A 23348-nucleotide genomic window follows, 5' to 3' on the forward strand; every position below is an offset into this window, starting at 1 on the left:
TTTGCCCGTTATCCGGCCGGTATCGGCAATTATTTGCAGCTTCCCGATGATATTGATGGCCGGATCGTTGAGCTTGCCGCAGAGGTCACCGAGGGAGCGACCAACAGATACGACGCAGCCCGAATGATCGAGGGCTATCTTCAGACCGAGTTTGGCTACACGCTTGAAATGAAAGCCGGCGGCGATAATCCACTTGCCGATTTCTTATTTAATGTCCGCGAAGGGCATTGCGAATATTTTGCGACGGCGATGGCCGTTATGCTCAGAACACAAGGTATCGCTACGCGGGTGGTAAATGGTTTCCAGCGGGGAGAATATAACGAGACCGCGGATGTTTTCGTCGTTCGCCAGCGGGACGCACATTCCTGGGTCGAGGTCTATTTTCCGGGCGAAGATGTTTGGGTGTCCTTTGACCCAACGCCGGCCGCGGGACAAACTGGAGAAGCTGCCGCCGGCGGTTTTACCCAGAGCATGCGAAAGTACTTCGAGGCCCTCGAAATGCTTTGGATACAGTATTTCGTTGCTTTCGACAGCCAGGAACAGCGATCGCTCTTCGCCTCCGCCCGAAAGAATATCTCGGAAGCGAATCAGGCGGCGAACTCGTGGCTTACATCGGCCTATACCGCACTGCAGGAATGGTGGCGGAACTTCCGTGGTGACTCGGGCCTTGCTGGGACTGCATATGCGATAGGCGTCGGTGCCGGTGTTCTTTTATCTACCGCCATGACGGTTTATTTCGTGATATTTCTCTTCCGTCGGCTCCGCAAGTCACGTTTTTGGTCACGGTTCTCGTCGAGGCTCAGGCGAGAGAAGCAGGGCGACATGGTCGAGTTTTATGCTCGGATGCAGCGAATTTTGGCTGAAAAGGGAATGATCCGAGCCCAAGACCAGACGCCGCTGGAATTTGCTTATGCGCTCGGGGACCCGGATGTGAAAAATATCACTGAGGCGTATAACCGAGCTCGGTATGGCTCGGCCGAGCTTACATCCGACGAGAATGCAGCGGTCGAGGATTCGATCGCACGGCTGGAGGCCGAGAGGAGTTTTCCGCCAACAAGTAAGTGATCATAGGTCTCGAAGGCGGCTTATATGTCGTCGTTTGCAGATAACGCAGGGCATCACATATCTGCGTTCTCATCCCGAAAATAGTAAAGTAGAAGTAATGAAAAAGGTCGGATTTGTCAGTCTCGGGTGCCCGAAGAACCTCGTTGATAGCGAGGTGATGATGGGCACGCTCCAGCAAGCTGGCTGGGAAATAACGAATAATGCCGAGGAGGCAGACACGGTCGTCGTCAACACCTGCGGGTTTATCGAATCCGCCAAGCAGGAATCGATAGACGCCATTCTCGAGGCGACGAGTTTGAAAGCGAACGGTAAGGCGAAACGGGTTGTAGTTGCGGGCTGTCTTGTCGAGCGGTATCGCGATGACCTGATGAAAGAGCTCCCGGAAGTCGATGCGTTCATCGGAACAAATGAAGTCACCCGCATACTTGAGGCCGCTGATGAAAGGATGAATTTCCGCGAGCTGCCGCTGCTTCCTATCGGCAATAAAACAGCGACGTATCTTTATGATTTCGATACGCCCCGTTTCCGGGCGACCGAGTCGCATACGGCATTCATAAAGATCGCCGAGGGCTGCGACCGGCCGTGTGCATTTTGTTCGATACCGGGAATGCGGGGTTCATTTCGTTCACGGCGTTTTGGCTCGATCATCGAAGAGGCTCGCGGTCTTGCAAAACAAGGAGTTAAGGAAGTAGTCTTGATCGCACAGGATTCATCTCGTTATGGCGAAGATCTGGGCGAGGTTGATGCCTTGGCGGCTCTGATCCGAGCTCTTGGCGAGATCGATGAACTTGAATGGGTCCGCGTGATGTATGCATACCCTACCCATATTTCCGATGCATTTCTCGCCGCGATCGCCGAAACGCCGAAGGCGGTCAAGTATCTCGATATGCCGCTCCAGCATGCCTCCCGCAATGTGTTAAAGCTTATGAAACGCGGCGGGACTCGGGCCTCGCTTGAGAAACTTATTACCCGGGTTCGCGAGAAGGTTCCCGGCATCGCGATCCGGACCACGTTCATTACCGGCTTTCCCGGCGAGACCGACGAAGATTTTGACGAGTTGATGGAGTTTGTCCGCACGTGCCGTTTTGATAACGTCGGCGTGTTTACTTATTCCGATGAAGAGGGAACGCCCGCGTATGACCTGACGAACAAGGTGGACCCAAAAGTCGCGGTCCGCCGCCGGAATCTGCTGATGAAAGAGCAGGCAAAGATCAGCAAGGCCATGAACAAGGCAAAGATCGGCAGGACATTTCCCGTTATCTTCGAGGGCCTCTCGCAGGAATCAGACCTTCTTTTCCAGGGCCGGCTCGAGGGCCAGACACAGGAGATCGACGGCTACATTCTCATCAACGACATGCCCGAAGGTTTTGAGCCGAAGATAGGCAATATCTACAACGTAAAGATCACCGAAGCCCACGCCTACGACCTCATCGGCGAGATCGTATCTCTAAAATAGATTCGAAAGACCTTATCGCGGAACTCCGTATAGTCCGTAGATCTCATTCTCCAGTGTACTCAGGAATCTGTTCGCTCTTTCTTCGATCGAGTCCGAAATAGCTGCCGCCGGGCAATTGGAATATGAGCTCCAGCTTCCGCCGCCGGCTGCAATGACCTCTTCAACAAATGCCACGCAGTTATTCGGAAGAACTCCCCACGTCCATGTCCGCGACATCAGCCCTTCCAGATAGTTCATCGCCCCGTTCGGATCCGGGAGGCTCAGGATACGCCGCCTGATCTCCGATTTTCCGTTCTCGCGAAGGTACCTTTGAAATCCGGCCGGGGCCATATATTTCGGATAATCACGAAGCTCGGCGACATGAAAATAATTCATGTTCCCGCCGACGCCGGTCCCTATCAGAAGGTGGCCGCAAACATTTGGCCCGCTGCCGCTGACCGCTACGACCGCGACCCGCGAGCAATCCATATCGACCGTCCCGCACGAATCCAAAAACTCTCCATCGTATGCCATTGTCCTTTCTCCAGGTCTGTATTGCCCCGGGCGGGGCTCCAATATCTTACACCTGACGCCTCGGAATTTACAGTTTTGCCGCCCGGTGGAAACAATTTACGCCGAAACTGAGTATAATCCCAATAAAGTTCCCGGCCCGCGTGGCCATATCCTAAAAAAACACGACCGGCACCTCATCGGAGCTTTCCGCTTGTTCCGTTTTGCCCGCCGGAACCGAAAATACGCTATGAAAAAACTTCGCACACTTGTCTCGTCTTTCCTTGCGGTCAGCATTTTGTTTTCCTCGGTGGCATTTGCCCAAGCGCCGGACATAAATGCCCGCATCCGCGAGGAAGGAACAAAGAATTCACAGGTCGTAAAGCTTGTCCAAACTCTTACCGATGTTTACGGGCCGCGGCTTACGGGTTCGCCCAAGCTGAAAGCTTCCGGCGAATGGGCAATTCGGCAAATGGCCGAGTGGGGAATGAAAAATGGTGCTCTTGAGCCCTGGGAATTTGGTTTCCCGGGTTGGGAGAACGAAAGAGCTTCCGGCCACATGCTTAGCCCGGTTGCGAGCCCGTTGGTCTTTGAAGTTTTGGCGTGGACCCCAAGCACCAACGGCGTTGCCAAAGGTAAAGCCGTGCAGATGGTCCTCCCGCAGCGACCGACTCAGGCCGAGCTTGATACATATTTCGCCTCGATGCGGGAAAAGGTCCGCGGAGCGATAGTAATGTATGGCGAGCCTCAAAATGTTCCGGTGAATCTCAATCCGCCGCCGAAGCGCATCCCGGATGAACTTATCAAGCCGAGATTTGATCCTGAAGCTCAGCGGCAGCCCGGCCCGCAACGCCCGCCGCAGATCGACAGGGAAGCAAAGCCCGGCGAGCTCAACGGGGCACAGATCTCGCAGGCGGTAAATAAGTTCCTGATGGAAAGCGGCGTTCTTGTGCGTGTAAATGACGCCGGCCGCGAGCACGGACAGATCCGTGCGTTCTCGCCCTTCCGCGGTGAGTACGATCCGGCAAAAACTCTTCCCACGGTCGTAATGCGCAATGAGGATTTCGGCCGGATAGTTCGCCTGATGAAAGGCGGAAAGAGCGTAGAGCTTGAATTCGACATCAAAAACAGCATCTATCCGGAAGGGAAGACGGCATACAACGTGGTCTCGGAAATTCCGGGCACCGATAAGGCCGATGAGGTCGTAATGCTCGGCGGCCACCTTGATTCCTGGCATGCGGCGACCGGTGCGACAGATAATGCCACCGGCTGCGCGATCATGATGGAAGCGGCAAGGATATTGACGGCTTTGGGTGTAAAACCGCGGCGGACAATTCGGGTCGCACTCTGGAGCGGCGAGGAACAGGGCTTGTTAGGCTCTCAGGCGTATGTGGCCAAACATTTTGGCACGGCGGAATCGCCCAAACCGGCCTGGTTCAAGTTCAACGGCTACATAAATCATGATTCGGGAACGGGACGTATCCGCGGGCTTACGGTTTTTGGCCCGCCGTCGGCAGCGGATGAACTCCGCCGCGTCGGAGCCCCTTTTGCAGATATGAATCTCATCGGTGCGATCGCGACAATGAGCCGGAACACCGGCGGAACGGATCACACTTCGTTCAATGCAGCCGGGCTGCCGGGAATCGGAACCGCACTCGACCCGATCGAATACGGGACGCATACCTGGCACACGAACCTCGATACCTTTGAGCGGATCATCCCCGAGGACCTGCAGCAAAGCGCGATAGTCGCCGCCGCGATCGTTTACCACCTCGCGATGGCCGACGAAATGCTCCCAAGGTTCCCGGCCGATAAAATGCCGCCCGCACCGAGAAGGTAATTAGCCACAGAGAGCACAGAGGTTTGTGAGGCGTTGATCGAGTTCAACTATTGAATCGTTTGGTCACCGAGCCGAAATTTCACAAAAATCTCTGTGCTCTCTGTGTCCTCTGCGTTTGAAATAATTCCGTGGCTCGGTGTCTGTGCTTTCTGTGTCTTGGTCTGTGGTTTCTGTGTTCCTTTCCGTGCATTCTGTGGTCGAAGAAAGACCATAAACACAGAACACACAGATAAGGAACACAGAATGCTCAGACGGTTTCTTCTTTCTGTGCTTTCTGTGTCTTGGTCTGCGCATTCTGTGGTTTGCGGTTTTCTTAGAACACAGAATACACAGAACGGGAACACAGAATTCACAGACGGGGAATTGAAAGTAAGCCGTTCCCGAAATGAGCGGAAATGTTTCCGGATGATCCGGAAAAACCAACGGGCTTGCCGGGAACGTTTATGTTTGAGTTGAAAGACCTGACTATTCTGCCGGCAATTGTTATTTGTTAGTTGGAAAACGTTACAAAAATGCGGTGAGTTTTGCCGTCGGAGATGTGGAATGTTCCATCTCTTTCGGCAGGTTTTCCGGTTAGAAAAAAAGTCTTGTTAGGCGGGTTGGGGATTGTTTAGAATCATAAATGGCTTTGTGCCGAGGGCTTTCCTAAGGCTCGGAGCCACTTGGCCAGTCAAAACTCCTGTTTTTAGAACCACCTTTCCCGGGCATTCGGTTCTTTAACCCAAAACTCATAACGATGGCAAGAAAATTTTGGTGGCCACGCCGCCTTTCTAAGCAGCAGATGCTTGTCCTAAATTTCCGGTCAAAGATCGCGGGCCACGCGGCTGTTCTCGGGCTTTCGCCGGCGGAAACCGCGGCGGCCGTCGCTCTTTGCGACACGATGCTGACCGCTTACGCGCCACCGAACAGTGCAAATTAACGATGCAGGCGATGACGACGTGGCGGGACGAAGTTCTTTTCGGCAAGCAAACGGGTGCAGTCGCTCCGGCGGCTCCGCTGTTTCCCGCACCTCCGGCCGGAAGCCTGACAATCGGTGCCGTCGATCAATTTATCGAACTCCGCAACCGGATAGTCGCCGCTCCGGGTTTTAATGAATCGATCGGCTTCGACCTCGGACTTCTCGGCCCCGAACACCGGCCGAAAGATGAAGCGGAAGTTTTCCCCGAGCTCAAATTCAAGGTCACGAACGGCGGGACCATAAATGTCACCGGCAGCCTTCAGGGCACGGACGCCGTAAGGATAGAAAAGAAGGCCGGCGACGGCGAATTCACGACCGCGGCCTTTCTCACGATAACACCCGGCGATTTCCAGCTAACAACGACCACGCCCGGAGCCGTAGAACGCGTCGCCCTCCGTGCGATCTTTATCCGCAAGAATAAAGATTACGGAAACTTCTCGCCGACCTATAATGTCGTGGTCGATTCGGCGGTCTGATCAAAACATTTAGCAACTAATTCACGCCTCGATCCGGCTTGGGCAGATGTCGGCGAGTGTGCAGATGCCGCAGAGCGGTTTTCGGGCGTTGCAAACTTGGCGGCCGTGGTAAATAAGCCAATGCGGGAACATCACCCAATGTTTCTTGGGGACAAGTTCCGCGAGATCGGCCTCGATCTTTTCGGGCGTCTTTGCATCGGTCAGCCCGAGCCGCTGAGAAAGCCGCGATACGTGTGTATCAACGACCACACCCGACGCGATCCCAAAAGCATTTCCTAAAACAACGTTCGCAGTCTTGCGGGCAACACCGCCGAGCGTCAAAAGGTCTTCCATCGTCTGCGGAACCTCGCCGCCATACGTCTCCAAAAGCCTTTCACACGCCGCTTTTATATTCTTCGCCTTGTTGCGGAAAAATCCGGTCGAGTGGATCTCTTTTTCGAGCTCCGATTGGGAAAGCTCGACGAAATGTTTCGGTGTCGGGTACTTCCGGAAAAGCTCGGCGGTGACGATATTTACGCGCTCGTCCGTGCATTGTGCCGACAGGATCGTGGCGATCAAAAGCTCAAAGGCATTTGTATGGTTAAGCGCGCAATGCGCGTCCGGATAGGCCTTTTTAAGTTGTTTTATAACCTCTTTTGTCTGTGCAGCTCGGTCGGGGATCATTCCTGCAAGATTAAAGTCCGCCCGGCAACAATGCAAATCAAGAGGAACTTCGGTAAGATTTGGTTTTTAACGCAGAGACGCTGAGACGCAAGGGTTTTTAAGTTTTTCACCGCAGAGACGGAGGAAGGTTTTTGGGTTTTTGCAAGGCGGCAAGTTATGCGGGCAGCGTTCAGGGAATTTGCCCCCGAATATTCTCATCATCTCTGTGTCCTCTGTGGCAATAAATATAATGAAGGTTCCTTTACTTGATCTTAGTGAACAGAATGCAAAGCTTCGGCCGGAGATAGAGGCGGCTTTGGGGCGGGTGTTGGATACCAATGCATTCATCCTCGGCGGTGAGGTCGCGGAACTCGAATGTGAGCTTGCCGGTTATTGCGGGACGAGATACGCCATCGGATGCGCTTCGGGCAGCGACGCTTTGCTTCTGGCGATGATGGCCTTTGATATCGGTCCGGGCGACGAGGTTATTACTACGCCGTACAGCTTTTTTGCGACCGTAAGTGCGATCACCCGGCTCGGTGCGACTCCCGTTTTTGTCGATATCGAACCCGACACTTACAATATCGACGTCGCACAGATCGAGGCGAAGATCACCGAACGCACGAAGGCCATCCAGCCCGTCCATCTCTTCGGACAGTGCGCGGATATGCAGGCGCTGAACGCTATCTCGGAGAAACACGGCATACCTCTTATCGAGGACGCAGCACAGGCGATCGGGGCTGAGGAAAATGGAGTTCGGGCCGGGAATATGTCCGCCGTCGGCTGCTTTTCCTTTTATCCATCGAAAAATCTCGGCGGCATGGGCGATGGCGGATTTATGACCGCCAACGATGACGAGATTGCCGAGAAGTTAAAAGCACTTCGCGTTCATGGTTCAAAGGAACGGTATTTTCATAAATGGGTCGGGCTGAATTCAAGGCTTGATGGCTTTCAGGGAGCGGTTCTTAGAGTGAAACTTCCGCATCTTGACGAGTGGTCGGATAAGCGTAAAGCAAATGCCGAAAGATACGGCGAGCTTTTTTCCGCCGCGGGGCTCTCGGGCGAAATAACTCTGCCATATGAACGCCCGAACGTCCGCCATATTTATAATCAATACGTTGTAAGGGTTCCCGCGGGCCGCGATGAGCTTCGCGCATTTCTTGCGGAGAAAGGCATCGGCACCGATATCTATTATCCGGTCCCGCTGCATCTTCAGGAGTGCTTTGAATTTGTCGGCTACAAGGCGGGCGATCTTCCCGAGGCCGAGCGGGCGGCCCGCGAGACGCTGGCATTGCCAATTTATCCCTGAATTAAAGCCGGAACAGCAGGAATATGTTGTTGCCGCGATCGCGGAATTCTTCGCCGGCCGCTCGGCGTCTGCTTAAGAGTTAAATGTCCCGGATCGACACGACAGACACAAAGGTAAAGATAGCGATCGGCGTCCTGCTTGCGGCGACGCTCGCTTTCGCGTGGTTCGGGGTGAGGTGGCAGATCGGGAATATGTTTGCCGAGCTTACATCTCCGGCCCAACCGAATTCAGATGCTATTGCACGCTACGCGGTCTCGCTCGCACCCGGCGATCCGCTCGCCGCGTGGCTTGCGGCAAGCAAAGAGCGGGAGAATTTTTCGGCCGAGAGCATCGAGAACTCGGTCCGGCTGTTTGAAGATACCGTCCGGCTCTCGCCATATGATTTTCGGTGGTGGATAGAGCTCGGCCGTGCCTACGAACAGGCCGAACGGTTTGAAGAAGCCGAAAATGCGATCAAGCGTTCGATAGAATTGGCTCCGGAATACACATTCCCGCGTTGGCAATACGGAAATTTCCTTCTCCGCCGCGGCCGCAGAGACGAGGCATTCGCCGAACTCAACAAGGCAGCACAAAAAAGCAGCGTTTACCGCGAACAGGTCTTCTCGCTGGCTTGGGATTACTTCGGAAAAGATGCCGCCGAGGTCGAAAAGATCGCCGGAGACGCCCCGGATGTAAGGGCCAGCCTCGCGCTCTTTTTCGCCGCCCGCGGAGCCTCGGCCGACGCCCTCAGAAATTGGAACCTGCTCACCCCGGAACAAAAAGCAGCAAGCGACACTCTGCCCCGCACCATAGCGATGGGACTTTTCAGCCGGCGGGCGTTTCGTGAGGCGGCGGAATTTGCCCGGGACTCCGGGATCGACCCCGAAGCACGCGCCGAGCAGATGACGAACGCCGGATTTGAGAATTTCATCGGTGCGGCGGAGGATACGCTCTTCGGCTGGCGTGTCCAACGCGGAGAACCTCGGGTGGACATGACGCCGGATTCCGCCGTCAAGCGAGAAGGAACCCGGAGCTTCCGCCTGACCTTTAAAGGCTTCGATAAGCCTGAATTTTACAACATCGTTCAGGTCGTGCCGGTCGTTCCCGGCGTTTCTTATCGCCTGACCTATTGGGTGCGAACGGAAAACTTCCGCTCGGGCGGCCCGCCTTTTATCCAGGTCGCCAATGCGAGCGATGACACGTTAATAATCAATGGCGAGACCTTTCCCGAAGGAACTGCCGACTGGCAGCAGCGGACACTGGACTTTACCGCTCCCGAGAACTGCGAAGGTGTTTATGTGAGAACGGCGAGGATAACCTGCGGGCCGGAATGTCCGATCGTCGGCACAGCCTGGCTTGATGACTTTGCGATAGTGAAAAGATAGCCGCCGGAAAGACTTTAATGAGGTCCACACTTGCACAAAAAACGGCATTCGCCCTCCTGCTCGGACTCGCGGGCTTTGTCACGCTGGCATATGGCGGTGTTCATCAGCCGATAATCTCAGTTTACTATGTGGCGATCGCCCTGGCAGTTATGCTCGTCGGCGTGGACGCTTTCCGCTCGGGATCGATCGCCGTGGATAAGAGCTACGTCTCGGTCGCCATTCTGGCGGCTGCGGTTTACGGGCTTGTTCAAGTTATCCCTTTCGGAGAAGCTGCGGCCACGGCCGGGCTCACAGGAATCCCGGCGACGATCTCGCTCGATCCTTTTGCAACGAAACAATCCGCCATTGGCTTCTTCGCACTCTTTCTTTTGCTCACGGCCTTTGTCGCGGTCCTCAATAAGAATAAACGGATACACAAGGTCGTCGCTGTGTTAACGATCTTCGGTTTTGCGTACGCATTTTTTGCGATACTGCAATCTTTTTTGAGTCCCGGAAAGATCTACGGAATTTATGAGGTCAACGCTCAGACCTCTTTCGGCTCGTTCGTAAATCGCCACAACTTTGCGGCATTTATGGAGATGGCGATCGCACTTCCGCTCGGGCTTCTTTTTGCCGGGGCGGTCGAGCGGGACAAAAAGCTGCTTTACATTACGGCCGTGACGCTGATGGGCGTTGCGTTGCTGCTCAGCGGTTCCCGCGGCGGCTTGGTCGCCTTTCTGGCACAGCTTGTTTTTCTTGCTTTGGTTACGCTCGGAAAAGGCGGCGGCAAAAAACTCGCTCTTCGTATTGCACTGGTGCTTCTGCTATTTGGGGCGATCGTTGGCGGGTCGATATTTGTCGGCGGTGAAAGCTCGCTGACGCGGATAGCCGACACGGCCACGTCGGACAACATCACAAGCGACCGCACGCATATCTGGGGCGTTACCTTAAAGATGATCGCGGCGAATATGCCGTTCGGAGCGGGACTCGGAGCCTACGGAGTTGCATATACGCCGCACGATTCGCTTACCGGGCTCGAACGTGTCGAACAGGCGCACAATGATTATCTTCAGGTTCTCTCGGACGCCGGCCTGCCTGGTTTGATCATCGGCGGGGCGTTTCTTTTCTTTATCTACAGATTGGCGAAAGCGGGTATGGCGACGGGGAATCAGTGGCGGCGGGCAGTTGCAATCGGCGCCGTCTCAGGCATCTTTGCCATACTTGTCCACAGCATTTTCGACTTCGTACTTCACATCACCGCGATCTCGGTTACATTCGTAATGCTGATCGCGGTTCTGATCGCTGCGAGAGAGAGTTATGATGACGACTTTCCGGACGATCCCGATATTAAACACCGGCCGCGTTCACGCAGTTCGAAGGGAAAGATCGCGAGATTTAGGAAGTAGTTAAGCTTCGGCGGTTTGTTCGCGGCTGCGGCGTCTTAAAAGAGAGAAGACATACCAGACAACGCCGTGGCCGACGTAGATCGCTGAAACGATCAGCAGTACATATTCCGAATAAAGCCAGATAAGCATTCCGACCGCGGCAATGAGAAGCACGAGGTAAAGATTTCGCCTGCCAGTCCCGGCCGACTTAAAACTTGTGTATCGCAGAGTGCTGACCATCAAAACTCCAAGCACGGCAAGAAGCACCATCATCAGCATTGCGTAGAAGCGGGCATGTCCTTCGCCGTAGGTGTTGAGCGGCATCGGGGCAAAGTGGACTATCGAGGCCATCAGCCCGGCGGCAGGCGGGATCGGCAGCCCGACGAAATTCTTTTTATCAAGCTTTGGAGTTCCTTCGATAAGCACACGCGGCCGCGTAGCTTGCAGATTGAACCTCGCAAGCCTAAAGGCACCGCACATCAAATACATAAAGAGAAGAAAGATCGCGAAGCCGTGCTCTGAAGATTTTTCGCTAAAAGCCGTAGCAAATCCCCAGCTATAAACAAGTGCGATCGGAGCGATGCCAAAGGTTAGAACATCTGCGAGGGAATCAAATTGGACGCCGAGCTCGGTCGCGGTCTTTGTCGCCCGGGCGACGCGGCCATCGAGAGTGTCAAAGAGAATTGCAAGCCCGATCGCGATGGCAGCGTAATTGAAATAGCTCGCCGCGGCCGCCGGATTTTCAAAAGCAAGATGAAATCCGCGGATCGACCAGATGACCGCAAAAAAGCCCATGGCAATATTCGCCGCCGTAAATGCGGTCGGCAGGACGTAAAGCCCTTTTTTTATGCCTTTATGGCCCGGATGCTCTTCGGTTTCCATCTGGTCTATTTGATCCTTGCGATCACCGTTTCACCGCCGACGACGCGGTCGCCGATCTTTACCTGAAGCTCGACGATGTTTGGCATCAAGATATCCGTACGCGAACTAAACTTGATCAAGCCAAAACGCTGGCCTTTCTCAAGGGTGTCTCCGACGCCATTCCAGCAAACTATCCGTCGGGCAACGAGCCCGGCGATCTGCGTACAAACGACGGTGATCTTTTCGCCGCGAATGGTCAGCGAATTCCGTTCATTAAAAAGGCTCGATTCGTTGCTCGTCGCCGGGCCCTTCTTGCCCTTGATATATTCTGCTTTTTCGATAACACCGGCGATCGGCGAGCGATTGATATGAACATCGATCGGCGAAAGAAAGACACTAACAAGCGTGCCTTTCTCGCTGACATCGATGCGGGTCACCTTGCCGTCCGCTGCCGAGACAATGATGTCGTCGCCTTCGGGAATCACCCGATGCGGGTCGCGGAAAAAATACGCCATAAAGGCCGCGAGCGCCGCAAATGCGAAAGCCACCGGCCAAAGCTGCAGGTAACCGGCTATCAGCGCAAGCAGAGCCGGAATGAGTACAAACGGAAATCCTTCTTTTGCCACAGGAAGATCAAATGCAGGTCGTAGCTTTCCACGGCCCGCCTAACGCATCAAGCGAAAGTAAGTAAAGAGTTTAGCTGATAAGAATCGGTTTTGCGAACACGAAAAAGCCCGCCGTCATCGGACAAGCGGGCGTAAAGGAGGATCAAATGAAGAACGGTCATCTAACGGGATTGTCCTTTGCGTAGCTGTAAGCACACCAGGCAGCGATAATATGAACTATCCAGCCGAGAGTACCTGCGGAACCTATCCACGAAAAGCCGGACACAATAAGCCAAATGAAACCAATGATCAAACGGCCATTGTAGATCTGCCCAAAGCCCGGAATAAGGAAACTCAGAATACCAGCTAATAACGGATTTCTCATCGTGAATCTCGCCTCCATTAGCTTATACGCCCCGGCACGCCAGATGGTTCCGAACATTTGTTAGTGCGGTTGCGAAAAAAAACTAAGAAGGAAACGGATCAGGAAAAAGAGCCCAACACCGCCAAATACCGAGAGGGAAACGAATGGCCGCTTTCCGCCGTGGTGATTCACTTCGGGGATAAGGTCGCTTGCCGCGACATAAAGCGTTACGCCGGCCGCGATCGGCAGGGCATACATCACCGCATTCTCAAATCTCGCCCCGATAAGATAAAAGCCGATAACGCCGAGCAACGTCGCCGACCCAATTAGCCCGGTGGCAAAGATCACCTCGCGAAAGCCGCGGCCGGATGCGAGCACCATCGAACCGATCGTGAAACCTTCGGGAAGTTTGTGCATAAAGACCGCGAGGAAGACCAGAAATCCCACTTGCGGATCGATCTGTGCGGCAGCGGCGATGGAAACACCGTCGAAGAACGTGTGGATCAGCAGGCCGCCGATCCCGGCATACGCAGACCGGACTGAAAGGATCGTGTCAGTATGAACTTCCTCGCCGAGGTGAAAATGCGGAGCGATGGTGTGTTCAAAAAACTGTGTTGCAAGATATCCGGCCGTCACTAGTAGAAAAGGTACTGTGTAACGTTCGGCTCCGCCCGTCGCATCGCGCGACCAGAGTTCTAGAGCTCGCGGAAAGATCTCGAGCAGGGTCACGGCCAGCATAAACCCGGCGCCAAAGGCTAGCAGATAATTAAGATAGCGCTTGTAGGTAGTGTGAAGCCGCGAGGGGAATAGAAGCAGGCCGCCGACCACATTGCCGAGTCCGGCAAGTGTCCCAAAAACGATCAACTGTAAGAAGAGGTACGACATACACTCGCAAGCCGAATAGGAGACTCTACCGCAAAAATCGAGCTATGTGAACTGAATAGATGGACCGCGGAAGGCAATATCAGAAATTCTTAAGCAGTTGATTAAATTTTATGCAGAAAACTCTTGACATTGCATAAGAGTTCGGACTAAGATAACTGAGTCTAAAGGGGCAAAAGACCAAGGGGAAGTTCAAAATGACCAAATTATCGACCCACATGAGTTTAAGCAGTTGGCGCATTTTGACTGGACTTTCCCAAATAACACTCTTTGGACACAGGCATCGGCGGAATGCAGGCCGCTAGGTGTCGTTTCAACGGTAACTTTTTCCTTAAGTATTAACGAATCAAAACAAGACTGGCGCTATTCGCGACAGCGGGGTAGATGTGTCTTCGGGCGGAGCAGCCTCGACAATGGAACAGCTTGATGCAGCTTCCAGACACCGATCGGTGTTGCTTGATGAATCACTCGGGTTCTTTGACTTTGCGACTTCAGAGATCATCGTCGATGCGACGCTCGGAATGGGCGGGCACACCGAAGAGATGCTCGAACGCTCCGAAAGCCTTCGTGTAATAGGGCTTGACCAGGATGCGGCGGCACTCAAACTGGCTACGGAACGCCTGGCGAGATTCGGAAACAGATTCACGGCAATTCATACGAATTTTGCCGATATCCGCTCCGCACTCGCAGATGCTGGGATAGAAGCAGTCGACGGTGTGCTTGCGGATCTCGGGCTTTCATCTTTCCAGATCGATTCGCCGGAGCGAGGCTTCAGTTTTCGATTTGATGCCCCGCTCGATATGCGGATGGACCCGGATTCGGGCTATCAAACGGCGGCCGAACTTCTGGAAGAACTGGAAGAGGTGGAGATCGCGAACGTGATCTACCGGTTTGGCGAAGAGCGGGCGTCAAGGAAAATAGCCCGCCGGATCGTCAAACGCCGCGAACAAGGTCGTCCGGTGAAGACCACAACGGAACTCGCTGATCTTGTCGCCTCGGTGCTTGGACGAAAGCACGGCGAGCGGATCCATCCGGCAACGCGGACGTTTCAGGCACTTCGGATAGCAGTAAATCGCGAGACCGAGATCCTTGAAGGCTTTATTGACGATGCGGCCGATGTGCTAAAGCCGGGCGGAGTGATCGCGATGATCGCGTTTCATTCGCTGGAGGACCGGATCGTAAAGAACGAATTTAGGCGGCTTTCAGGGAAATGCAGTTGCCCGCCGCGAATGCCGGTTTGCCAGTGCCGGGCGGTAAAAAAGCTGGAGATATTAACCAAGAAGCCGATCGAGCCAACGCCCGCCGAGGCCGACGCAAACCAAAGAGCACGAAGCGCAAAACTTAGAGCCGCAAGAAGGCTCGCCGAACAGGAAGCAAGGTGACTTATGAGAAAGCGAACTCCAACCATAAACAGAAAAAAGAGAACAAACGGCCGGGGCGGCAGATGGAAATATGTGTTCATCACGGTGTTTTGCGCGGTTCTCGTGATGGCGGGCTTCTTTCTGGTCGCGGTTCAGCACTTTGCGACGGTCGAGCTTGGCATAAAGAATTCTGAACTTCGGTCAAAGGTCGAAGAGCTTGAGGCCGAAAAGCGTCGGCTGCTTCTCGCCCGCGAGACCACGCTTTCACCCGCAGAGATCGCCCGGACCGCTCGTCGACTCGGATTCGTTCAGCGTGAACTGGCTGAGCCTACGATCGAGATCGCGGCGACGACCGCGTCAGCAAAGCCGGAGACACTGGCAACAAATAAGCCAGTCGAGACAGCAGTCGAGCGGATAGTATATTCAAAACCCGCAGCTGAAAATCCGAAGGCCGGGGAACGCGAGCGAAAAGCAGTGACCGCCCCGAAAGCAGAATCGAAACCGCGGATTGTGGTTGCCGCTGTAGAGAAAAAGCCGGTCGACGTATTAGCGGCGAAGTCCGAAGGCAGGCCGCGGCGGGTATCAGAATCTTCGACAAAGAGTACACTGGCCACAGCGGCAAGACTTAAATAGAGCGAGCAAATGCCAAAACGGAATCTCAACGCCAAGAAAAAGAAAACGGCCGCCGAGCTGAGACAGACCGCGTTTATCCGATTCATGATCGTGATCGCGGTCTTTGTCGTCTGGTTTGGCGGGGTTGGGGCTCGGCTGGTTTACCTACAAATCACTCAGCACGAGCCCCTAAGATCAAAGGCGGTCAGCCAACGGCGCGATGTTCAAAAGAGTCGCATGCCTCGCGGGACGATCTACGACCGGAACGGGCGTGCCCTTGCGATAAGTGTTTCCGTCAAAACGCTTTACGCTGATGCGACCGCGATCACCGACATCGGCAAAGCTGCCGATGACATCGCGAAGGCACTAAAGACAAAGCCGGCCGAGCTTCGAAAGACGCTCGAAGAGGCCAAAGAGCTTGGCAGGAAAGCCGTGCCGATCGCAAAAGGGCTAGATGCGACCGAGGTCGAAGCGATCGAAAGGGCACTCGATACGCCGAATATGCGAAAGGCGGGAACGCCGAAGTACGAAGGCCTTTTCTGGCGCGATTCACAGAAACGCAGCTATCCGCACGGCCCGCTCGCGGCGCACGTAATAGGTTTCAGTGATGCAGAAGGCGTCGGGCAAGCGGGCATCGAGCAATCGCAGAATGAGGTGCTCTACGGTGCGGTCATCCGCCGCGAGCAAGAGCGCGATCGGCTCGGACGTGTTTACGACGAGGTCGTTACCGAAAAATCACCGCCCGGTGATGTCGTGCTGACCATCGACAATTCGGCTCAGTATTTTGCAGAGACGGCCCTTGCTAACGCCGTTAAAAACGCAAACGCGAAAGCCGGAATGGCCGTCGTGATCGCAAATAAGACCGGCGAAGTGTTGGCACTCGCAAACTATCCGACATTCGATCCCTCAAAGCTCGAATCGATCGGCGAAAACAATCTTCGCAATGCCGCGATACAGAATATGTATACGCCCGGGTCGGTCTTTAAGCTGATCACCTACAGCGCCGCCCGCGAACGCGACCTTGTTCGGCCTGATAACCAGATCGATCTGGGAGCCGGAACGATCGAGATCGGCTCCCGCAGATTTAGCGATTCGGGCCGTTACGGTTCAGTCTCTTATTCGCGGGCAATGGCCGTTTCAAGCAACGTCGGTGCGATCCGGACAGCGATGCGGGTCGGGAAGAAGGACTTCCACCAGAGCATTGTCAATTTTGGCTTTGGAAGCCCAACGGGAATCGAACTACCGGCTGAAACCGCAGGTGTTGTGCGGTCGCCGGAGCGATGGTTTGGCGATTCGCTCGCATCGATGGCGATAGGCTATGAAATTGGGGTGTCTGCTTTGCAAATGGCGACGGCTTTTGCGACGATAGCAAACGACGGCGTCAGAATTCAGCCACATATAATTAAGGAAATCCGAGACCATGACGAAACGATCGTTTCAGCGGCGAATCCGGCAAAAAACCGGGTCGTTTCCGTCGAAACTGCGCGTGACATCAGGGAAATGCTGAAAGAGGTCGTCGTATCAGGCACCGGAAAAAATGCGGCGCTTAGCGTTTATTCCGCAGCGGGCAAAACCGGAACGGCGTGGAAGTTTGACGAAAAGCTGAAGCGGATTAACTCGGCAAAATATATTTCGTCATTCATTGGGATGGCACCGGCGGACAACCCGGAGATCACCATCGCAGTTATCATTGACGAACCGAAGATCGGTGGCAGAGGCGGCGGTGCAGTTGCGGCTCCGGTATTCAAAGAGATCGCTGATAAACTGCTCCCGGCGATGAACATCCCGTCCGGCGGGTCGCCCCAGGTTTTGGGCGACGAAGAAGATGAGCTTATAGCGGAAACGGTCGGCAACGGAGAATCGCTCGACGGAGATGACGCCGACTCCGCCGTCACGAGCACCGAGACGAAGAAGGAGCAGAAGCCGGTACCGAAAAAGGGAGAGCGAGAGAGAATTGCGGCTGCCGCGCCGCCCGGAAAGAAGCCGGATGTGGCACCGAAGCGGCCGGGGACATCCGCGAAAAACAAGAATGAAGCTTCGCGAAGCAATTGAGAAAATGGCGGGCAGGTCGGCCCACCTTGACCCCGCACTGGCCGAAAGCGATGTGACACGTTTCGTGATCGATTCGCGTGAGGCAGGTGCGGGGAGTGTCTTTTTCGCTCTCTCGCAGCCCGAGTATAAGAACAACGGATTCAACGGTGATTTCGCCGATTCGACCGAGTACGTTCCCGCGGCATTATCGGCTGGAGCGGTCGCGGCGGTGGTTAGAGAAGAGCGTTTTGCTGAGTATTCAGAAGCACTTGAAGGGTTCAGCGGACAACTCATCTTTTCGGACGATGTCATCGCATCGCTCCAGTCGCTTGCCCATCAGGTTTATCTCGAATGGAACCGTCCGGTCGTCGCAATCACCGGAAGCGCCGGAAAAACGACCGCGAAAGAGTTGACGGCCCACGTTCTTTCAGCCGCGGGACTTCGCGTACTGCGAAACAAAAAGAATTACAACAATGGACTCGGACATCCGCTAACGGTCCTCGAACTACCGGCCGACAGTTCCTACCAGATGGCGGTGCTTGAGATGGGAATGTCCACGCCGCTTAATGAGATCGAGCGTCTTTGCCGCATCACGCCGCCGGACGTTTCGGTCGTGCTCAATGTGATGCCTGTCCACATCGAGCATCTCGGCACGATCGAAGGGATCGCTGCGGCAAAAGCTGAGATCGTCGAGGGGATGAAGGAAGGCGGCACGGCGGTTTTGAATGCAGATGATGAACGCGTTGCCGCGATGGCGGCCCTTTCGAAGGGGCATGTAATTACCTTTGGCATCGCTAATGAGGCGGATATTCGCGCCGAGGAAATCGAATTCAGCGGCTTTGGGAACACGCAGTTCAAGTTGATAACTCCAGCAGGTGAGGCTCAGGTTGCGTTTCCGCTTAACGGAAAGCATAACGTAATGAACGCACTTGCCGCAGCCGCGGTTGGCCATATCTATGGCATGGGCCCGGCGGATATCGCGGGCGCATTCGCGACCGTTTCCGCTCCCGGACAACGAGGCGAGATCATCGAATACAAGGCCGGTTTCCGCGTCATAAACGATTCTTACAACTCAAATCCGGATGCGCTTGTTTCGATGGCCGAAACGCTTGTTGCGGGAAGCCGTCAGGAGGAGCGAAAGATCGTTGTTGCCGGTGAGATGCTTGAGCTTGGAACCGGCGCGGTCGAGATGCACCGCGATGCCGGGCAACGGATAGGCGCTCTCGGCGTTGATGTTTTGATCGGTGTGCGAGGATTGGCGGAACATATCGTTGCGGGTGCCGAATTGGTAGGCATCAATAACGCAAGGTTCGCGGCTGATTCCGAGGCTGCGGGCGAAATGCTCGCGGAGATGATCACCGCAGGTGATGTAGTACTTGTTAAAGGTTCGCGAGGGGTTAAGACCGAACGGGTCATAGAGAAATTGGACGAGCGATTCGAGCGTAGTTAAACGGGCCGCGAGGTTGATTGGCCGGCGGGCGGTTCGGAGCCGGGACGAGGAGTGCGATGCTCTATCATCTCTTATATCAATGGTTGTTCAGGGAATACGGGGCGGTCAGCGAATCGTATTTTTTCAAAGCGCTCAACGTATTTCAGTATGTGACCTTCCGCACCGCATGGGCGACGATCACGGCTCTGCTCGTGTCGCTTTTCCTCGGCAAATGGGTCATCCGCAAGCTTGAGGCACTCAAGGTCGGGCAGGAGATCCGCGAGGAACTCTCCGCCGAGCACCAGGCCAAAAAGGGCACGCCGACGATGGGCGGAGTGCTGATAATCGGAGCGGTCATTCTCTCGACCCTTCTTTGGGCACGGCTCGATAGCCTTTTCCTTTGGCTGGCTTTAGGTGCGACGACGCTTTTCGGGGTGGTCGGTTTCGCCGACGACTATATAAAGATCGTCAAAAAACGAAGCCTCGGGCTGACGGGAAGGCAAAAGCTTGCCGGGCAGCTTCTCACGGCACTCGGCGTTTGGGGAGTTCTGTATTTTCTGACGAATTATACGTGGAAGCTGAGCGTTCCGTTCTTCCGAGCGACCGTCGAGACGGACATCACAAACATCGGGCCGTGGCTCTATCTGGTGTTTATCGTTTTCGTGCTGCTTGGGTCGTCTAACGCGGTAAACCTGACGGACGGGTTAGATGGGCTGGCGACCAGCGTGACGTTCATCGCGATGGCAGCATTGACTGCTCTTACTTACGTTTCGAGTGACCGGCGTTGGGCTGAATACCTCGATCTCGCCCATATCCCCGCGGCAGGAGAACTGACCGTCTTTTGCGGTGCGATGGTCGGGGCAAGCCTCGGGTTTCTGTGGTATAACGCGCCGCCGGCTGAGGTATTTATGGGCGACGTCGGCTCGCTCGCGATCGGCGGGGCACTTGGAACCGTTGCGATCCTTACGAAGCAGGAGTTTCTGCTGCCCTTCATCGGCGGCATCTTCATCATCGAGGTGCTCTCGGTGATGATCCAAGTCTCGTTCTTTAAATTTACGAAACGGACCGGCGGAGTCGGGAAGCGAATTTTTCTTCAGGCCCCGCTCCATCACCATTTTCAAATGGCCGGATGGAAGGAACCGAAGATCGTTTTTCGATTTGTGATCGTAGCGATATTGTTCGCATTGCTGAGTCTTTCGACGGTCAAATTGCGTTAGAAAGCATCGGTTTTCGGTCTTTGGATTTTGGTCTTTGTTTGGAGGTTATATTCCTGAAACGAATTTTGAAAAACTAGATATTTACAAGCTTTCTGAGCGGCTTTCCTCTCTGATTTGGCGGATTGCGGTGAAATGGGAGCGACTTCCGCAGAATACCGTCGGAACTCAATTAGTCCGCGCGGCGGACAGCATAGGGGCAAATATTGCCGAAGGAAGTGGCCGGGGCAGCGAAAAGGACTACCTTCGCTTTCTAAGAATCAGTCGCGGCTCACTCTATGAAACTAAGCATTGGTTGAGACTCGCGTTCACAAGAGATCTTTTGACGATGGAAAATGTAGAGGAGCTTCGGGCGATCGTGGACGAGCTCACACCGAAGTTGAATTCGTATATTAGGGTAGTTGGCAATAAGAAAGCGGCCAAGGCTCGATACGAAGACCAAAGACCAAAAACCGAAGACCAATGATTGTTCGGGGCCAAAAAGCGTTAGTGCTCGGTGCGGGACGGTCGGGAATTGCTTCTGCGAAGTTTTTGGCCGAGCGCGGAGCGACCGTTGCCTTGCACGACCGAAAGCCGATCGCGGAATGGAGCGAGGCGGCTAGATCTTTGAAAGAAAGCAGCGGCGTAGGGCTGATCGACGGGCAGATTCCGTCGTGGCTCTTGGACCAAATCGATCTGGTTGTCATTTCGCCGGGCGTGCCGACGGGTTCGATCCCGGCTCGATATGTTGATCGAAAAGATGGCCAAGTCATCGGCGAGGTCGAGCTTGCTTATCGTTTTTTGAAAGGCCGGATGGTCGGCATTACCGGCTCGAACGGAAAGACGACAACCACGACGCTCGTCGGCGAGATATTAAAAGACGCAGGTTTAAGGACGCTCGTCGGAGGCAATATCGGAACGCCGCTCATCGACCTGATCGCCGAATCTGATGAAGATACGTGGACGGTCGCCGAGCTTTCGAGCTATCAGCTTGAGACCATCGTCGATCTGCACCCGCGAGTGGCTCTTTGCCTCAACGTTACGCCGAACCATCTCGATCGCTATGATCTTTTCTCGGACTACGCCGCGGCGAAGCATCGGATCTTTATGAATCAAACGCCCGAGGATCTTGCCGTGCTTAACGCGGATAACGAAGTGACGGCCGGTTGGGGAGCGGGCCTGCGGGCACATGTTGCAATGTTCAGCGTGGTGAAGGAACTCGACGAGGGGCTATTTCTCCGCGGCCGCGAACTTGTTTCTCGAAGCGGCGGCAAAGAAAGAGTGCTCACTACACGTGATGAGATCGCGATCCGTGGGCTTCACAACGTTGAGAACGTGCTTGCCGCAATGGCTGCCGGGCTGGCCTGCGGAGCGTCGCCGGAATCGATGCGGGAAACGATCGCACGATTCCGTGGGGTCGAGCACCGGATCGAATTTGTAGATGAGGTTGGCGGCGTTCGCTTCTATAACGACTCCAAAGCGACCTCGGTCGATGCTACCTTAAAGGCCCTCGAGGCTCTCAGTGAAGACGCCGGAAAGATCGTCCTGCTCATCGGCGGACGCGGAAAGAACGCTCCCTATTCGCCGCTCATTCCGCTGATAGAAAAGAGCGTCCGGGCATTGATAGTTTACGGCGAGGACGGCGATAACATTGCCTCGCAGCTCAGCGGGCATGCCGCGGTCGAGCGTGCCGCTTCGATGGCCGAGGCAGTGCGGCTCGCATTTGCGGCGGCCGAAGTCGGCGATTCGGTACTCCTTGCACCGGCATGCGCGAGCTTTGATATGTTTGGGAGTTTTGAAGAACGCGGCCGTGCGTTCAAGTCGGAGGTAGCGGCGATCGCTCAGGGCGAACGTGCCGCGGCAGGTGATGCATAGTTATGAAGCTCGACCGGATAGATTGGATCATGTTCTTACTGGCTGCGGGGCTCGCGGTCTTTGGGACGATGATGGTCTATTCCGCATCGGCGATGATCGCCCATCGCGAAACGGCCGGAGCCTCGCAGTTCACCTATTTTTACAAGCAGGCGGGCTTTGCCGTTGCCGGCATCGTGATAATGTTCGCCGCGAGCCGCGTTGACTACCGGAGGCTAAACAGCTTTCCGGTTGTGATCGCCGGGCTTTTGATAACAGTGGTTTTGCTCGCGGCGGTGTTCGGCTTTCCGGAAATCAACGGAGCACAGCGGTGGATCCGTTTCGGCGGCCTCTCGCTGCAGCCCTCGGAGATCGCGAAGATAACGATGCCCGTCTTTCTGGCGTGGTTCCTTTCGCGACAAGCCGACCGGGTTGGTGAGTTTCGGGCGACACTTTTGCCGATGATCTTGATCGTCGGGCTCGTCGCCGGATTGATCTTTGCAGAGCCGGACCTCGGCACGACCATGGTGATATGTGCCGTCTTCGCCGCGATCTATTTCGCGGCGGGTGCTCGGCTAGTTCACGTTGCGGCGGTCGGGGCATTGTTCGTGGCCGGAGTTGCCGCAGCCTTGTTTTTGGCACCCTGGCGGATGCGGCGGTTGGGAGCGTTTCTTGACCCCTGCGACCCGGAGAATGCGGCCGGTGCCGGCTATCAGGTTTGCCAGTCGCTTTATGCGATCGGCTCGGGCGGCGTACTCGGCGAAGGCTTTGCCCGAGGCCAGCAGAAGCTCTTTTACTTGCCGTACCCGCACTCCGACTTCATATTTTCGGTGGTCGGAGAGGAGTTCGGGCTGGTCGGCACGCTAGCGATCGTCGCGGCCTTTGCGATCCTGCTTTGGCGGGGCACAAGGGCGGCTCTGAACGCCCCGGACCGATTCGGGACGCTGCTTGGCATTGGATTGATAACAGGGATAACGGTTCAAGCCCTTTTTAACGTAAGTGTTGTTATTTCGATACTACCCGCGAAGGGCATACCGCTTCCGTTTATCTCTTATGGCGGCTCATCCGTTCTTGTGACGCTCGCTGCGGTCGGCATTTTGCTCAGCATTGCAGCCGCCGGCGAGGGCGATACGCCCGAAAGGCCCACTGGCGGGGTCAGACGCAAGAAGGCGAAGACGGGGCTCAAATGATACTTT

21 protein-coding genes and 1 pseudogene (1 of these 22 only partly in view) are annotated in these 23348 nt (G+C 55.0%); 16 read left to right on the plus strand and 6 right to left on the minus strand.

Features of this window, described 5'->3' with window-relative positions; translation table 11 throughout:
- Both IPM21_15140 and rimO read left to right on the plus strand, forming a co-directional pair.
- Positions 1-1065 carry the end of a DUF3488 domain-containing protein gene (locus IPM21_15140; GenBank protein ID MBK9165209.1) on the plus strand. The gene continues 1116 nt to the left of window position 1, outside the view, so the window shows 1065 of its 2181 coding nt (coding positions 1117-2181); its start codon lies off the left edge, out of view; its stop codon occupies positions 1063-1065.
- 97 nt (positions 1066-1162) lie between these two features.
- Entirely contained in the window at positions 1163-2521 is a 1359-nt protein-coding gene (rimO, locus tag IPM21_15145) for a 30S ribosomal protein S12 methylthiotransferase RimO (GenBank protein ID MBK9165210.1), read from the plus strand.
- A gap of 12 nt (positions 2522-2533) precedes the next feature.
- On the opposite strand, the gene IPM21_15150 is transcribed toward rimO, so the two are convergent.
- Positions 2534-3034 carry a hypothetical protein gene (locus IPM21_15150; GenBank protein MBK9165211.1) on the minus strand — a complete coding sequence of 167 codons (501 nt, stop codon included), beginning with the start codon at positions 3032-3034 and terminating at the stop codon, positions 2534-2536.
- A gap of 226 nt (positions 3035-3260) precedes the next feature.
- Here IPM21_15150 and IPM21_15155 point away from each other — a divergent pair, with 226 nt between their 5' ends.
- The 3 genes from IPM21_15155 (at position 3261) to IPM21_15165 (ending at position 6284) form a co-directional block, all read left to right on the plus strand.
- Positions 3261-4850 (plus strand): M20/M25/M40 family metallo-hydrolase, encoded by a 1590-nt coding sequence (locus tag IPM21_15155; protein ID MBK9165212.1) that lies wholly within the window; start codon positions 3261-3263, stop codon positions 4848-4850.
- A 736-nt stretch (positions 4851-5586) separates the two neighbouring features.
- A complete protein-coding gene (locus IPM21_15160) occupies positions 5587-5769 on the plus strand; it encodes a hypothetical protein (protein ID MBK9165213.1) in 183 nt (60 codons plus the stop codon).
- Between the two features lie 11 nt (positions 5770-5780).
- Positions 5781-6284 carry a hypothetical protein gene (locus IPM21_15165; protein MBK9165214.1) on the plus strand — a complete coding sequence of 168 codons (504 nt, stop codon included), beginning with the start codon at positions 5781-5783 and terminating at the stop codon, positions 6282-6284.
- Between the two features lie 21 nt (positions 6285-6305).
- Here IPM21_15165 and nth read toward each other — a convergent pair whose 3' ends face one another.
- Entirely contained in the window at positions 6306-6947 is a 642-nt protein-coding gene (gene nth / locus IPM21_15170) for an endonuclease III (protein ID MBK9165215.1), read from the minus strand.
- 229 nt (positions 6948-7176) lie between these two features.
- Between nth and IPM21_15175 the strand changes: the two are divergent.
- From IPM21_15175 to IPM21_15185, 3 genes and pseudogenes are all read left to right on the plus strand, one after another.
- Positions 7177-8311, plus strand: a pseudogene (locus IPM21_15175) (DegT/DnrJ/EryC1/StrS family aminotransferase).
- A 7-nt stretch (positions 8312-8318) separates the two neighbouring features.
- Positions 8319-9599 (plus strand): tetratricopeptide repeat protein, encoded by a 1281-nt coding sequence (locus IPM21_15180; GenBank protein MBK9165216.1) that lies wholly within the window; start codon positions 8319-8321, stop codon positions 9597-9599.
- A gap of 17 nt (positions 9600-9616) precedes the next feature.
- The gene (locus IPM21_15185; GenBank protein MBK9165217.1) at positions 9617-10984 is read left to right on the plus strand and encodes an O-antigen ligase family protein; all 1368 of its coding nucleotides are present in this window, start codon (positions 9617-9619) and stop codon (positions 10982-10984) included.
- On the opposite strand, the gene IPM21_15190 is transcribed toward IPM21_15185, so the two are convergent.
- The 4 genes from IPM21_15190 to IPM21_15205 form a co-directional block, all read right to left on the minus strand.
- On the minus strand, positions 10985-11845 hold the full coding sequence (locus IPM21_15190; GenBank protein MBK9165218.1) for a phosphatidylcholine/phosphatidylserine synthase: 861 nt from the start codon (positions 11843-11845) through the stop codon (positions 10985-10987).
- Positions 11846-11850: 5 nt separating this feature from the next.
- Positions 11851-12450: a phosphatidylserine decarboxylase gene (locus tag IPM21_15195; protein ID MBK9165219.1), complete on the minus strand. Its 600-nt coding sequence runs from the start codon at positions 12448-12450 to the stop codon at positions 11851-11853.
- 157 nt (positions 12451-12607) lie between these two features.
- Positions 12608-12814, minus strand: coding sequence for a hypothetical protein (locus IPM21_15200; protein MBK9165220.1), 207 nt, complete (start codon positions 12812-12814; stop codon positions 12608-12610).
- Positions 12815-12874: 60 nt separating this feature from the next.
- Positions 12875-13678, minus strand: a complete 804-nt coding sequence (locus IPM21_15205; GenBank protein MBK9165221.1) for a ZIP family metal transporter — start codon at positions 13676-13678, stop codon at positions 12875-12877.
- Between the two features lie 410 nt (positions 13679-14088).
- Between IPM21_15205 and rsmH the strand changes: the two genes are divergently transcribed.
- From rsmH to ftsW, 8 genes are all read left to right on the plus strand, one after another.
- Entirely contained in the window at positions 14089-15057 is a 969-nt protein-coding gene (gene rsmH, locus IPM21_15210; GenBank protein MBK9165222.1) for a 16S rRNA (cytosine(1402)-N(4))-methyltransferase RsmH, read from the plus strand.
- A 105-nt stretch (positions 15058-15162) separates the two neighbouring features.
- Positions 15163-15669: a hypothetical protein gene (locus IPM21_15215; protein MBK9165223.1), complete on the plus strand. Its 507-nt coding sequence runs from the start codon at positions 15163-15165 to the stop codon at positions 15667-15669.
- Between the two features lie 9 nt (positions 15670-15678).
- On the plus strand, positions 15679-17700 hold the full coding sequence (locus IPM21_15220; protein MBK9165224.1) for a penicillin-binding protein 2: 2022 nt from the start codon (positions 15679-15681) through the stop codon (positions 17698-17700).
- Entirely contained in the window at positions 17678-19129 is a 1452-nt protein-coding gene (locus IPM21_15225) for a UDP-N-acetylmuramoyl-tripeptide--D-alanyl-D-alanine ligase (protein ID MBK9165225.1), read from the plus strand. The genes IPM21_15220 and IPM21_15225 overlap by 23 nt, the downstream gene beginning before the upstream one ends.
- Positions 19130-19185: 56 nt before the next feature.
- Positions 19186-20325 (plus strand): phospho-N-acetylmuramoyl-pentapeptide-transferase, encoded by a 1140-nt coding sequence (locus tag IPM21_15230; protein MBK9165226.1) that lies wholly within the window; start codon positions 19186-19188, stop codon positions 20323-20325.
- A gap of 49 nt (positions 20326-20374) precedes the next feature.
- Complete coding sequence (locus IPM21_15235; GenBank protein ID MBK9165227.1) at positions 20375-20788, plus strand: four helix bundle protein; 414 nt, start codon at positions 20375-20377, stop codon at positions 20786-20788.
- Positions 20785-22176 (plus strand): UDP-N-acetylmuramoyl-L-alanine--D-glutamate ligase, encoded by a 1392-nt coding sequence (murD, locus tag IPM21_15240; protein MBK9165228.1) that lies wholly within the window; start codon positions 20785-20787, stop codon positions 22174-22176. Before IPM21_15235 ends, murD begins: the two co-directional genes overlap by 4 nt.
- A 2-nt stretch (positions 22177-22178) precedes the next feature.
- Positions 22179-23342, plus strand: a complete 1164-nt coding sequence (gene ftsW / locus IPM21_15245; GenBank protein MBK9165229.1) for a putative lipid II flippase FtsW — start codon at positions 22179-22181, stop codon at positions 23340-23342.
- Positions 23343-23348: the final 6 nt, after the last annotated feature.

The sequence above is a fragment of the Acidobacteriota bacterium genome (genome assembly GCA_016716435.1).
GTDB lineage: Bacteria > Acidobacteriota > Blastocatellia > Pyrinomonadales > Pyrinomonadaceae > OLB17.